Origin of the sequence: Achromobacter sp. UBA5777 (genome assembly GCF_002418565.1) — a bacterium.
Lineage (GTDB): Bacteria > Pseudomonadota > Gammaproteobacteria > Burkholderiales > Burkholderiaceae_B > Achromobacter > Achromobacter animicus.
In genome coordinates this window covers 36,886-49,868 of sequence record NZ_DIEJ01000196.1, presented here as the reverse complement: position 1 = coordinate 49,868, position 12,983 = coordinate 36,886, and the positions used below count along the sequence as shown (strand labels likewise).

At 63.7% G+C, this 12,983-nt stretch carries 14 protein-coding genes; 13 read left to right on the top strand and 1 reads right to left on the bottom strand.

What is annotated here, in order from left to right; genetic code table 11:
• Positions 1 to 18: 18 nt before the first annotated feature.
• The 7 genes from B3446_RS16130 to B3446_RS16100 all read left to right on the top strand — a co-directional run bounded on the left by B3446_RS16130 (position 19) and on the right by B3446_RS16100 (position 5,627).
• Positions 19 to 846: an ABC transporter substrate-binding protein gene (locus B3446_RS16130; protein WP_191578777.1), complete on the top strand. Its 828-nt coding sequence runs from the start codon at positions 19 to 21 to the stop codon at positions 844 to 846.
• A 28-nt stretch (positions 847 to 874) separates the two neighbouring features.
• The gene (locus B3446_RS16125) at positions 875 to 1,576 is read left to right on the top strand and encodes an amino acid ABC transporter permease (RefSeq protein WP_191578778.1); all 702 of its coding nucleotides are present in this window, start codon (positions 875 to 877) and stop codon (positions 1,574 to 1,576) included.
• Between the two features lie 2 nt (positions 1,577 to 1,578).
• Complete coding sequence (locus tag B3446_RS16120) at positions 1,579 to 2,295, top strand: amino acid ABC transporter permease (RefSeq protein WP_105239974.1); 717 nt, start codon at positions 1,579 to 1,581, stop codon at positions 2,293 to 2,295.
• On the top strand, positions 2,292 to 3,017 hold the full coding sequence (locus B3446_RS16115) for an amino acid ABC transporter ATP-binding protein (RefSeq protein ID WP_191578779.1): 726 nt from the start codon (positions 2,292 to 2,294) through the stop codon (positions 3,015 to 3,017). The genes B3446_RS16120 and B3446_RS16115 overlap by 4 nt, the downstream gene beginning before the upstream one ends.
• A 560-nt stretch (positions 3,018 to 3,577) precedes the next feature.
• Positions 3,578 to 4,048, top strand: a complete 471-nt coding sequence (locus B3446_RS16110; RefSeq protein ID WP_291383312.1) for a YMGG-like glycine zipper-containing protein — start codon at positions 3,578 to 3,580, stop codon at positions 4,046 to 4,048.
• A 67-nt stretch (positions 4,049 to 4,115) separates the two neighbouring features.
• Positions 4,116 to 4,715, top strand: coding sequence for a BPSL1445 family SYLF domain-containing lipoprotein (locus tag B3446_RS16105; RefSeq protein WP_191578781.1), 600 nt, complete (start codon positions 4,116 to 4,118; stop codon positions 4,713 to 4,715).
• A gap of 36 nt (positions 4,716 to 4,751) precedes the next feature.
• Positions 4,752 to 5,627, top strand: coding sequence for a hypothetical protein (locus tag B3446_RS16100; protein WP_291383309.1), 876 nt, complete (start codon positions 4,752 to 4,754; stop codon positions 5,625 to 5,627).
• A 42-nt stretch (positions 5,628 to 5,669) separates the two neighbouring features.
• On the opposite strand, the gene ftrA is transcribed toward B3446_RS16100, so the two are convergent.
• Positions 5,670 to 6,629 (bottom strand): transcriptional regulator FtrA, encoded by a 960-nt coding sequence (ftrA, locus tag B3446_RS16095; protein WP_291383306.1) that lies wholly within the window; start codon positions 6,627 to 6,629, stop codon positions 5,670 to 5,672.
• A gap of 124 nt (positions 6,630 to 6,753) precedes the next feature.
• On the opposite strand from ftrA, the gene B3446_RS16090 reads away from it, so the two are divergent.
• The 6 genes from B3446_RS16090 (at position 6,754) to B3446_RS16065 (ending at position 12,980) form a co-directional block, all read left to right on the top strand.
• Entirely contained in the window at positions 6,754 to 7,197 is a 444-nt protein-coding gene (locus B3446_RS16090; protein ID WP_291383304.1) for a rhodanese-like domain-containing protein, read from the top strand.
• An 85-nt stretch (positions 7,198 to 7,282) separates the two neighbouring features.
• Positions 7,283 to 7,822, top strand: coding sequence for a serine/threonine protein kinase (locus tag B3446_RS16085; protein WP_291383302.1), 540 nt, complete (start codon positions 7,283 to 7,285; stop codon positions 7,820 to 7,822).
• A gap of 31 nt (positions 7,823 to 7,853) precedes the next feature.
• Positions 7,854 to 8,603, top strand: coding sequence for a lysozyme inhibitor LprI family protein (locus tag B3446_RS16080; RefSeq protein ID WP_291383382.1), 750 nt, complete (start codon positions 7,854 to 7,856; stop codon positions 8,601 to 8,603).
• Positions 8,604 to 8,864: 261 nt separating this feature from the next.
• Positions 8,865 to 9,404, top strand: a complete 540-nt coding sequence (locus B3446_RS16075; protein WP_409558266.1) for a sigma-70 family RNA polymerase sigma factor — start codon at positions 8,865 to 8,867, stop codon at positions 9,402 to 9,404.
• On the top strand, positions 9,392 to 10,384 hold the full coding sequence (locus B3446_RS16070) for a FecR family protein (RefSeq protein ID WP_291383300.1): 993 nt from the start codon (positions 9,392 to 9,394) through the stop codon (positions 10,382 to 10,384). Before B3446_RS16075 ends, B3446_RS16070 begins: the two co-directional genes overlap by 13 nt.
• Before the next feature lie 64 nt (positions 10,385 to 10,448).
• Positions 10,449 to 12,980: a TonB-dependent siderophore receptor gene (locus B3446_RS16065; protein WP_291383298.1), complete on the top strand. Its 2,532-nt coding sequence runs from the start codon at positions 10,449 to 10,451 to the stop codon at positions 12,978 to 12,980.
• Positions 12,981 to 12,983: the final 3 nt, after the last annotated feature.

Genomic DNA, 12,983 nt, shown 5'->3' with positions numbered 1-12,983 from the left:
ACATACCAAGGGAATTCCATGAAGACGTTCATCTCCTCCTTCGTCGCTATCGTTGGCCTTGCCGCAACGCTGGCCCCCGCCGCCAATGCCGACACGCTGCAGGACATCAAGGCGCGCGGCAAGTTCATCTGCGGCACGATGGGCACGGCCGAGCCGTTCAGCTTTCAGGATCCGAAGACCCGCGGCATCGTTGGCTATGAGGTCGACGTGTGCCAGGCGCTGGCCGACAGCCTGGGCGTGCCGCTCGAACTCAAGCTGATCGCCGTCGAGGCGCGGATCCCCGAACTGATCGCCGGCCGCGTCGACGTGGTGGCCGCCAATCTGGGCTGGACGCCCGAGCGCGCCAAGCAGATCGACTACTCGCACCAGCATTTCGTCAGCCCGCAAAAGATCCTGTCGCGCGAATCGGACAAGGATCTGAAGGCGCCCGCCGATCTCGCCGGCAAGCGCGTCAGCGCCGTGCGCGGTTCGTCATCGGAGCAGGGCGCGCGCAAGAACATCCCGAATGTCGATCCGGTCACGTTCAAGGATCCGAGCGGCGCATTCCTGGCGTTGCAGCAGGGCAAGGTCAGCGGCTTCGTCGGTTCCGAACTGATGTTGGTCAAACTCCAGAACCAGGCCGCTTCGAGCGCGGTTCCGGTCAAGCTCCTGGAGCCGGCGCTGTTCATCGAACCGTGGGGCGTCGGCGTGCGCAAGGGCGACACCGCCATGCTGAATCAGGTGAACAAGGTGCTGGACGGCATGGAAGCGTCCGGCCAGGCCACCAAGACCTTTGACAAGTGGTTTGGCGCCGGCACGCAGTTCAACATCAAGCGCGAGTTCCGCATCGAAGAAATCAAGGGTTGATGCGCCGCGCGCGCTGGAGCCTGGTTCGATGCATTACATCTTCGACTTCAGCGCCATTTTTCAGGGCGAGTATCCGGACTGGCTGCTCAGGGGGTTGATCACCACCCTGGCGCTGGCCGGGCTTTCCTGGATTCTGGCGTTCTTCGTGGGCAGCCTGCTGGCGGTGATCCGCCTGACGGGCTCGCCTGTCGCCAATGGGTTGGTTGCGACGTATGTCGCGTTCCACCGCAACGTGCCCATGCTGGTGCACATCATGTTCTGGTACTTCGGCGTACCCGCGCTGCTGCCGTCCGCCGTCACCGACTGGCTCAACAGCCACGGCAGTGAATTCATCCTTTCCTGCATCGCGATCGGGCTGGTGATGTCGGCCTATGTCTGCGAAGACCTGCGTAGTGCGGTACGCGGCATTCCTGCCGGCCAGGTCGAGGCTGCCCGCGCGTTGGGCCTGAGCTTCCTGAAGACCATGCGCAAGGTGGTGCTTCCCCAGGCCTTTCGCATTGCGATCCCGCCGTTGCTCAACCAGACCCTGCTGCTTCTCAAGAACACGAGTCTGGCGATGGCCATCGGCGTGACCGAGCTGACGGCGGCCGCCCGCGAAATCGAGAACAACACGTTCCGAACGTTTGAGGCCTATGCCGTCGTGACGGCGATCTATCTCGTGCTCTCGTTCCTGATCATGGGCGGCGGCGCGATGCTGCAACGACGTTACCGTCCGCTGGGAGTGCGCTGACCATGTGGGACATTCTCAAAGACAATTGGCTGCTGCTCCTGATCGGCCAGTATCCGCATGGTCCGATCGGCGGCCTGGCGGCGACTCTGGGGCTGGCTGCCATCAGCCTCGCCCTGGCGCTGCCGTGCGGGGTGCTGCTGGCGCTGGGCCGCATCAGTCCCTACCGGATCTTCTATTGGCCTTCGTCGGCCGTGGTCTACCTGGTGCGCGGCCTGCCGCTGCTGATGTTCATCTTCTGGGCCTACTTCTTCGTGCCGATCATCATCGGCCGTCCTGTCGCGGGCACGACCACGATGGTGGTGGCGCTGGTTTGCTACGAAAGCGCGTATCTGGCCGAGATTATCCGCGCCGGCATCCAGGCGCTGCCGCCCGGCCAGCAGGAAGCCAGCCGCGCGCTGGGCCTGTCGTACATGCAGACCATGCGGCGCGTCATCCTGCCGCAGGCGCTTTACAACATGCTGCCCAGCATGCTGAGCCAGTTCGTGTCCACGGTGAAGGAAACCTCGCTGGCCTATGTCATCAGTGTCCAGGAGCTGACGTACGCCGCCAACCAGATCAACAGCGTATTGCTGACCAAGCCATTCGAAGTCTTCGGGCTGCTTGCGCTGACTTATTTCGTCCTGAATTTTGGCCTGAGTTCCCTGGTGCACCTGACCGAACGCCGCATCGGCCGACGGCGCGCCGGACTTGCGCCTGCCCAGAAAGTGGTGCCCACATGATCCGATTTTCCGAAGTGCAGAAGTGGTATGGCGAGTATCAGGCGCTGGCCGATGTGACGGCGCAGGTCGACCGAGGCGAAGTTGTCGTGGTGTGCGGGCCCTCCGGCTCGGGCAAGTCCACGCTGATCCGCACCGTCAACCGGCTGGAGCCCATCCAGAAGGGCGTCATTGAAGTCGACGGCAAGGACATCTACGGCAAGGACGTTCACCTGGACGCACTGCGCAGCCACATCGGCTTTGTGTTCCAGCAGTTCAATCTCTTTCCGCATCTGTCCGTGATGGAAAATCTGATGCTGGCGCCGCTGCAATTGAAGCGCGCCCGCCGCCCCGAAGCGCGCGAGCGTGCCATGCAACTGTTGGAAAGGGTGGGGCTGGCCCACAAGGCGGAGGCCTATCCCTCGCAATTGTCCGGCGGTCAGCAGCAGCGCGTGGCGATTGCCCGTGCGCTGGCCATGAATCCGCCCGTCATGTTGTTCGACGAGCCGACCAGCGCGCTGGACCCGGAAATGGTCGGCGAAGTGCTGCAGGTGATGAAGGGCTTGGCGAAGGATGGGATGACCATGGTGTGCGTCACGCACGAGATGGGCTTTGCCCGGGAAGTGGCGGATCGCGTGTGGTTCATGGACGCCGGGCGGATCGTGGAAACCGGAACGCCGGATGCGTTCTTCAATCGGCCTCAGACTGCCCGCGCGCAGAAGTTTCTGGCGGAGATCCGGCATTGAAACCGGGGCTGCCGTGCGGCAGCCCTGCTATTGCGCGACCGCCAGCCGTAAGGCGCCTGCCAACCGGCCATGGCGTCTGCCGTCACGGTAAAAACGATGATGCTGTTTTTTTTTCGCAGCAGTATATTCATCGCAGAATCAGCATGTTTGGGATTATTGAGACGGCCGCAGGCGTCGGGTAGATGTCGCATCAAGCGTGGTGCGATGCGCCGGGCGCCCGGCCAGACAGGTCCCATGCGACACATCGCATTCCGGAACTTGCCGCGCTTTTGGCGCCGCGCAAGACGCACTTTCATTGACCGTTGTTTTATGCATCGGAGGCCGCAATGAATATCCGCGATACGTCTCATCCAGCCCGCCCCTTCCCGTGTGAATCTGTTTCGCGCTACGCAAGCTGCCCGCGATACACACTGTCCGTCTACGCCTAATCGAACTTGCCCCCCGCACTGCATGACACCGATCTCCGCATCTTTGGATGCCTGGGTGGCGGGCCGGCGGTGGTGTCTGCCAATCGGGACATGAGCGCTGGCTACTCGAACGATGCGGACCTGGAGATTTTCATGAACACGTCGATTTTCCCTTGCATGGCGGTCGTGCTCTCAGGCGTCTGCCTGACGACGGCCGCCCAGACCGTTACGCCGCTCAAAGGCCAGACTCCCGAATTGACCCAGCAGGACATCGCCGCGTGCCAGGCGCAGTCGGCCAACACGACGAATTCGGCGCCCGCCGACACGCCATCGGCGGGTGGACGCGCCCGTGGCGCAGCCGCCGGCGCCACGGCGGGCGCGGTCGTCGCAGGCGCGCGTGGGCGCCAGCACGAAGAGGTGTATGACCGTATGGATGACGACACCAAGCAGGCGTACCGGCAGAACCAGGCGAAGGACGCCGCCGCGGCGGGCATGGTGGTGGGCGCGTCGCGCCAACGACAGGACCGGCGTCAGGATCGTGCGAACCAGGCCCAGCAGAGTGCGAACGCTTCGTCGGCGTATGCCGCTTGCATGCAACAGCGCGGCTATCAGGTCGGGCCTTGAACGCGCAGGGCGTGTTTTTTCATGCGTTACCCAGTTTCCTTGCGACACACCACAAAAGGAGTACGTCATGTCTCAGAAATATTCCGCCGTCTGCCGGACCGGTATGGCCCTCTTCACCATCATTGCGGCTGGCCTTCTGTTTGGCGGCTGTACCACGACGCCTCCGTCCAAACCGTCTGCCGCGCCGAAGACCGACACGCGGGCAGCATTGGACGACGCGGCCAACGCGACCTTATCCAAGCTTTACGAAGCCGCGCCGTCATCCCGGGAGCTGGTCGCTCGTGCCAGGGGCGTGCTGGTGTTCCCCGATGTGCTCAGCGGGAGCTTCATTGTCGGCGCCGAGCACGGTAAAGGCGTGCTGCGCGTAGGGCAGTCGGCGGTAGGCTACTACCGCACCACGTCCGGATCGATCGGCTTTCAGGCGGGCGCACAATCGAAGGCCATGGTTCTGCTGTTCATGACGGATGACGCCTTGAACAAGTTCCGCAACAGCAGCGGCTGGACGGTCGGCGCCGACGCCACGGTGGCGATCGTCAATATCGGCGCTAACGGACGCATCGACACCAACACCGCGAAGCAGCCGATTGTCGGCTTCGTGATGAACAACGGAGGCCTGATGGCTGGCGTCTCGCTCGAGGGAACGAAGATCTCGAAATACGAGCCGTGATGGCCGAAGTGGACCGCCCGCGGAGTCACTTTCAGGATGACGGTGACTCTTGCGGGTCTGTGGCTTCGAGGGCAGATGCCCTGGGCCGGCAATCGCGTGAGGTCGCCTCCCGCGGCTCGCTGGCCCCTTGCGCTGCGCGGTATTATCGCGAGTCCACCAGCCGCAAGGAAGGGAATGAATCAGCAGCAGCGCACGATCAAACGCCGCCGGATTCCGCGCAAGGCCTGGGCCTTGGGTCTGGCCATCGCCGCAGCCGTGGGGTTTTATGCCTGGAAGGAATCCCCGCTGGGTCCAGGCCTGACCGAAAGCAAGATACACAAGATCCTGGTCGCCGCCATGGAAACGCCCACCAATGCCCCAGGCAGCGCCTGCGTCAATGTGGTGGGTGTGCGGCCCTTGCCGACCGATGTCTACACGGTCTTCCTGGAAGAACAGGACAAGGTCGTACAAGGGCTGATCAAACACGGACTCATCACGGTCAAGCGCGTCAGTGCCGACGGCGACGGTTCACCTCCAAAACCGGATGAGGATCCCGACGACGCCACCAGCCACATGGCGCTGACCGAAAAGGGCCGCGCTTACTACACCGATGGTGAGGTCCGCCTCGCTTCCAAGCTGGTCTATACCGCGAAGTTCTGCGCCCCTGGCCTGCAGGTCGGCAAGATTCTGGACTACTCCAAGCCCGGCAAGAATCCATTCGACGACAACCCGAACGCGGTGTCGGCGGTGAAGTTCGAATGGCGGCTGGATCGCGCCACCGCGGATTGGGCAGCGGACCCCGCGTTCTATCCCCAGATAAGCGGCTTCGCTTCGAGGGATCAGCCTGACGAGTGGCAGACCCGGCACATCATGCTGGAACGGAAAAACGGTGTATGGGGGTTGGGGGACGATCCGTATAAGATCCGCTGGTGAGGCAGACGGCTGCCACGACTTGAGCGGGTCTCGTCAAAACGCCTACGCGCCGTTGCCGAACTTATCCCGGTAAGCGGCCGGACTCGTCATCACGATGCGCCGGAAGTGCCTGCGCATCGACTCCTCGGAGCCGAACCCGGCGAGTTCGGCAATGCGGCCAATCGGCAACGGCGTTCTGGCCTCCAGCATGTCACGCGCCGCGGCCACGCGTTCGCGGACCAGCCATTCATACGGCGCCATGCCCGTGGCGTCATGAAACTGCCGTTGCAACGTGCGCGGGCTCATGGCTGCACGCTCGGCCAGTGATCGCAGGGTGTGCGGCAAAGCAGGATGCAGGCGCATCCAGTCCATCAGCTTGGCCAATCGCCCGCTTTCATCGTGCGGCATGGGGCGCGGCACGAATTGCGCCTGCCCGCCTTCCCGATGCGGAGCCACCACAAGCCGTTGCGCCACCCGATTTGCCACGGTTCCCCCGTAATCGCGTCGCACCAGGTGGAGCAACATGTCCAGACCGGCTGCCGAGCCCGCTGACGTGATGATCTGCCCTTCATCGACGTACAGCGCGTCCGGCTGAACGCGCACTTGCGGGTAGCGCTGCTGCAGCTTGGCGGCGTATCGCCAGTGCGTGGTGACGGTCTTTCCATCGAGGACACCCGCCGCCGCCAGCACGAACACACCGGAACAAATCGAGCAGAGCCGCGCGCCGCGCTGGTACGCCTGACGGATTTTCTTCAGCAAGGGCGCAGGCGGCAACTCGTCCGCATCGCGCCAACCAGGCACAACGATCGTATCCGCCCGATCGAGCAGCTTGAGCGAGTAGGGCGCGGCCACCGTGATGCCGCCTGCCGCGCGCAGCGGGCCGGGCTCGACTGCGCAGACCGCGAAGCGATACCAATCAACATCGAGCTCGGGACGCTCGAGCGCAAACAGCTCGGTCACGCAGCCGAATTCAAAGGTGCACAGCCGGTCATAAGCCAGCGCCACGACGAGATGTTTTTCCATGGCGTGATGTTACCGGTAATTGTCATTTACGCCACTTATCCGGCTCGCGGCCTGACGTCAGAATGAGGCTCCTGGATCGATCTTTCAGCATCGCTTCCTTGGCCCGTTCACACAGAGTTCAAACATGCCGACACCCAACCCCGTCACCGCCATCCCCGCCGCCGACAGCGCATCCGCGCTCGCCCACTTTCGCGCAGAACTGCAATTCGAGACCGATTGTTCCGATGTCGCCGGCGCGTTCGCCAGCGGCTCACCCGGTTTTGTGCTGCTGGACGTGCGTAGTCCCGCGCTGTTCGCACAGGGCCATGTGCCTGGCGCGGTGAATCTGCCGCACGGAAAGATAGTCGAGTCGAAATTGGCGAGCTATCCCGTGGACACGCTGTTTGTGACGTACTGCGCAGGTCCGCATTGCAATGGCGCGACACGGGGCGCGATACGGCTTGCTCAATTGGGGCGGCCGGTAAAGGTGATGCGCGGCGGGATCACGGGATGGCTCGACGAGGGTTTGCCGCTTGCGGGAATTGATGACGGGCAGGGCGGTGAAGGATCTGAGCGCAAGGGCCCTTGAATTCCTGATCATGCGGCGAGGATCGACCCAATGCATATACTGGTGCGTTTTCGCCACGAAACCACGTATCGGATTTCATTATCCAATGAGCGACTCACCCATCTACATCGTCGATCTCGATGTCTCCTTGGAAGACGCGCCCCTTTTTGCCGAACGCGGCATGCGTTGGATGGAGGCAACGGGCATCGCTGTTCCTTCGCCAGAGGCCGAGGTCGCCTTTTCTCCTGTCAGCCACGCGCCTGGCCCCGGTATCGCTCGGTGGGCTGAATGGATAAACGAGCATAGCAATAACGGGATAGGCGCAATCGTGGGGCGGCGTGTCTACAACGCCGGTCCGCAGGAGGTCGAGGCGCTGCGTTGCCCGAGTTGCTCCGCCGCGCTTGATGCCGGCACCGTCCCGTGGGACGAATTGATTTCCGCCTGGTATGCCGGAGGACGAGGCGAGCTCGAATGCTCAAGCTGTCGGCAATCGGCCAGTATCAATCAATGGCGATTTTTACCGCTCGCATGGGGATTGGGAAACCTCGCATTTGGATTCGACGGACCGGGCGTAGACGACGCATTGGCCCTCGAACTGGGAAAAGTGCTGGGGCATAGGATGGTCGCCGTGTTTGATAAGTTCTAGTCGGCCCCGGCTGGCGTTCCAATCCTGATTGGTGAGCGCAAGATGTGTTCACTTCTGCGTCTGGCAAATTCTCGCTATCATCCACGGCACCATGCCGACTAAAACCCTGCTCTCCGCCGCCAGCGCCGCTGCGCTGTGCGCACTCTCCCTGACCGCCACGGCGGCGCCGCAGGCTTCGCCTTCGTTCGACTGCGCCAAGGCGCGCACGGGCGCAGAAAAGGCCATCTGCGCGAACCCGCAGCTTGCGGCGCTCGATGCGAGCATCGCCAAGCGCTACAACGAAGCGCGTAAATCCCTGGACGCCGTCACGGCCGAAGCGCTGTTGCGCGACCAGCGCGATTTCACCAAGGTGCGCGACGATGCCTTCGAGCAGCCGTTCGACAAAGACAAGCCAGTCGAGGAAATCGCGACCCGCATGAAACACCGGGACGCGTTCCTTGCCTCGCTGGATTTGGCTGAACGCAAAGGCTTTACCGGCAGATGGCGCAACATCTCGGGCGAGATCACGCTCTGGAAGAAGCCCGAGGGCGACATCCTGTATGAAGGATCGGCCGAAAAGCCGCGCACCGGAAGCTGGTCGTGCAACGTGGAGGCTTCCGGCAAGGCCAAGGGCGAGCGCCTGCAGATCCAGAGCGTCGACACGAAGGGCTGGGTACTGAACCTGAAGCGCCAGGGTGATGCCTTGGTCGTCGAGGAACAGCCGCCCGGCGCGGGTTCATCGGGTCCGCCTTATTGCGGCGCGAATGGATCCTTGGCCGGTACGTTTTTCCCGATACGCTGAGCGATAGCCGAAATGCGTGTCTGCGGGTCGAGGCGGAAACGCCATACCCGCACAAGATTATCGCCAACACGCGGCGCCTTCCGATGCGGACATCGGCTGCGATGTCTTCGTCGCCACGGGCCTCCTGCCTTCCTGAGCGCAGAAACCTCAACTTCATCTCACGCACCAGCCGGAAATAGAAGCCATTTCAGGGTAAGATTTATCAAGAATGGCTCTTATTTACATTACGATTTAGCCGGGGCTCGTCTGTTCCGGCGCGGAATGATCCCGCTTGCTCTGATGACGTCCTCCGTTTCCTCGCCCCTGACCGCCCCGCATGGTTCGCTTCTAGCGTCCCTGTACCGAGACCATCAGCCCTGGCTTCTGGGCCGTTTGTGTGCGCGCGTGCGCAACCGTGCCGACGCGGAAGACGTCGCGGCCGAGACGTTCGTGCAGTTGGCGGAGTCGGGTGACGCGCCGCATCTACGCGAACCGCGTGCGTTTCTCTCCACGATCGCCAAGCGCGTGCTGTTTCATCTATGGCGGCGGCAGGATCTGGAGCGCGCCTATCTGCAATCCCTGATGGCAGTGCCGGAGGCCGTGGCGCTCTCCGCCGAGCAGCGTGCCGTGTTGCTTGAAGCGATCGAGCGCATAGATCGGGCGCTTGATCAACTGCCGGTTCCTGTCAAGACGGCGTTTCTGTACAGCAGGCTCGATGGCATGCGCTATCCCGAGATTGCGCAGGCGCTGGGGGTCTCGCTCGCCACCGTGGAGCGCTATATGAAGCGCGCGCTCTTGCAGTGCCTGGCATGCGAACCCTGACAGATGACGAGCGCCAGCCCGACTCGACGATGTTGGAGGCGGCGGTCGATTGGCAGGTAAGCCTGGAAGCCGGCCGCATGTCGGCCGCCGACCGCGACGCGTTTGAACGGTGGCATGATGCCGATCCCCGCCACGCCCAGGCGTGGCGCCGCGTGACGGGCGTGCTGCAGCAACCGATCACGGTCGTGCAGGAACTCAATGGGCCGTCGCATGGCCAGTTGCTGGCGGCGCGCAAGGCGCTCCTGCACAAGCGCCGGCGGCAAATGCTGCGCGGCGCGCTGGTGTTGGCAGGCACAGCGGGTGGGGGCCTGATGGCGCTGGATCGTGCGCGGCCAATCAGTCAAATGCTGGCCGATCTGAGCACGGGCACGGGCGAACGCCGCAGCTTCGACCTCCCCGACGGCAGCCACGTGATGCTCGACGCGCGCTCGGCCGTGGATCTTGATTTCTCCGGAGCACACCGGCAAATCTCGCTCAGAGCGGGAGGCTTGATTGCGCGGGTGCACGCGCAAGCGGCCTCCGCTCTGGCGATCGGCACTTCCTACGGCACGCTGCGGTCAGCCAGCGGGCGCGTCATGGCGGCTCATCACGGCGATTCCGTTCGGGTCGTGGCGCTGGACGGCCCGGTAAGCGTATCCGCCGCGGACGGTAGCCAGGCCACGCTGCAATCCAGCCAAGGCGTCCGGCTGACCCGGAGGGGGCTGCAACCCTTGTCCGGCGATCCCACGGCACTGGCCAGCTGGCAAACCGGCATGCTCAGCGTCGACAATGCCCCGCTCGAAGACGTGGTCCAGGCATTGCAGGCGTATTACGTGGGTGTCCTGCGCGTGGCGCCAGCGGCACGCCGCCTTCCGGTCTTCGGCGTGTTCGCCCTTGATGATCCTGAGCAGGCCATCCAGGCGGTGTCGGCGAGCCTCGGCTTGCGGACTCGCCGGCTCGGATGGCTTATCTCGATCGACGTGCCCGAAAAAAATACGTGAATCGGTGAGGGGTTTTTCGTTCTCGCTCCACAACAAGGGTGAAACGAAACCTGGAGAAGCTTTCATGCCATACCGATTTACAGCGCCCCTGCGGCCTCTCGCCGTCGCCGGTTGGCTGGCCTGCGCCGCAGCCCCGCTGACCTTTCCCCTCAGCGCAGAGGCGGCGGATGCTGCGGCAGCCGATGCTGCGGCAGCCGATGCTGCGGCAGCCGGTGCTGCGGCAGCCGATGCTGCGGCAGCCGGTGCCCAGATCGACCTGAACCTGCCCGCCGGCCCCTTGACCGGGAGCCTTACCCGCATCGGCCAGTTGGGGGGACGCAGTATTGCCGCCGACCCGGCGCTGCTCGTTGGCCGTCAGGCCCCCGCAGTCTCCGGCCGCATGACCGCATTCGAAGCCGTGCAACGCGTTCTGGCGGGATCTGACCTGCAGGCGATCAGCCTCGCGAGCGGCGCCATCACGATCCAGCGCTTGCCCAATCGCCCGGACGCGGCCGCGCCCGAGGTCCAAATCCTGCCAGTCGTCTCGGTGAGCACCGACCGCCTTGCCAGCAATCTGATGGCGCCCACCCGCTCGGTGACCGTGATCGAGGGCGAAACGCTCGACGACTTGCGCGACAACTCGCCCAATCTGGCCACGATGCTGACCAAGGCGGTGCCTGGCATGTCGGATTCAAGCCGGAACCTGACCGATTTCGGTCAGACGCTGCGTGGCCGGAACGCGCTGATTCTCGTGGACGGCATTCCCATGAACACGAATCGCGACTCCTCGCGCAACCTGGTCAACGTCGATCCGGGGCGCATCGAACGCATCGAAGTCGTGCGCGGCAGCAACGCCATCTACGGCAGCGGCGCCACCGGTGGCATCATTTCGATCACCACCCGCCAGCCGGGCGGCGAGCCCATCGCCGAGACGAAGGTTGGCATGGACATGTCGCTGTCGAACCCGGGCGCTGCGGGGATGGGCGGTCAGGTGCAGCACTTTTTCTCGGGTAGCAAGGACCGGGTCGATTACGAACTTGATCTCTCGTACCGCCGCATCGGCGGCTCGTACGATGCGCATGGTGACCGCATCGCGCCGGATGCCAGCCAGGGCGATCTGTTTGACTCCAACACCTACAGCATCGGTGGCAAGCTCGGCTTTCGCATCGACGCCAATCAGCGCGTGCAATTGGCCGCCAGTTACCTGCGCGCCCGGCAGGATACGGACTACGCCAGCGATCCTGCAGTGTCCCGCACGCCGCTCGGCTCGACCAACGCCCGCGCCATCAGAGGCCTGGATCTCGCGCGCCAGAACGAGGTCGAGAACACGCTGGTCAGCCTAAGCTACGACCACCGGGACCTTTGGGGCAGCAGCCTCTCGGCGCTGGCCTATGCCCGCGACAGCAGCACGCGTTTCGCGCCATCGGACTCGCGCGCCAACGTGAATCGCGGCAACAACGTCGACCAGGTCATGCAGAACAACAAGATCTTTGGCGGCCGCCTCACCATCGACACGCCGTTGACCGCTTCGGGCGACACCGCGCTCAGCTGGGGGGCGGACTTCATCCAGGAGCGCAGCGAAATGCCCCTGGACGTGTACGACCCGCAGATCTATGACCAGAGCGGCGGCCTGCAATTCCGGCGCATCGGCACGAATACCTATCTGCCCTGGACCACCACGCGCAGCGTCGGTATCTTCACGCAGCTTCAACACCGCTTCAATGAACGGTGGTCGGCAGAGGCGGGCGTGCGTTACGAGCGGTCGAGCGCCTGGTTCGATGATTTCCAGCCGCTGTCGCAGTCGCGCCTGGCCCGGCCCGCCACCGTGGAAGGCGGGCGGATCAGCTACGACGCGTTCATGTACAACGCGGGCGTGATGTTCCAGCCCACCGACAATCATGAGCTGTACGCCTCGTTCAGCCAGGGTTTTGACCTTCCTGACGTGGGCCTGCAACTGCGCAATGCGCGCGCGGGCTTCGACATAAACTCGTCAGAGCTGCAGGCGGTCAAGACCAACAACTACGAACTCGGCTGGCGCGGACGTTTTGCCAGCACCGCCGCCTCGCTGGCCGTGTTCCGCTCCGACTCCGACCTTGGCGCGGTGCAGTCCTTCAACAACGGCCTCACGCTCACGCGGACGCGCGAACGCATCCACGGTGTCGAAGCTACCGTGGACCACTACTTCGATGACGACGTCTGGGCCGTGGGCGGCACGTTCACGTGGATGTACGGGAAGGAGAAGGCGACGGGCGCGAGCGATACGCGCATCATGACGGGCTATCGCATTCCGCCCCTGAAGCTCACCGCCTACGCGCAATACCAGCCCAGCGAGCGCTGGCGCACGCGCGCGGAGCTGACTTACTTCGGCGCGCGCGACTATCGCCTCTCTGATGGCCGTACGCAATTCGCGCGCGCCGACGTGAAAAGCTACCTGACCGTCGATGTGATGGCCCGTTACGATCTCGACAAGCAGAACTGGTTCACGTTCAGCGTGCAGAACCTCTTCAATCGCCAATATCTGCCGCTCTACAGCCAACTGCTGCGCAGCGGCAACAACAACAGCCGCCTGCCTGCTGCGGGCGCAGTGCTCAGCATGACGTATACGCACCGCTGGTAAGCC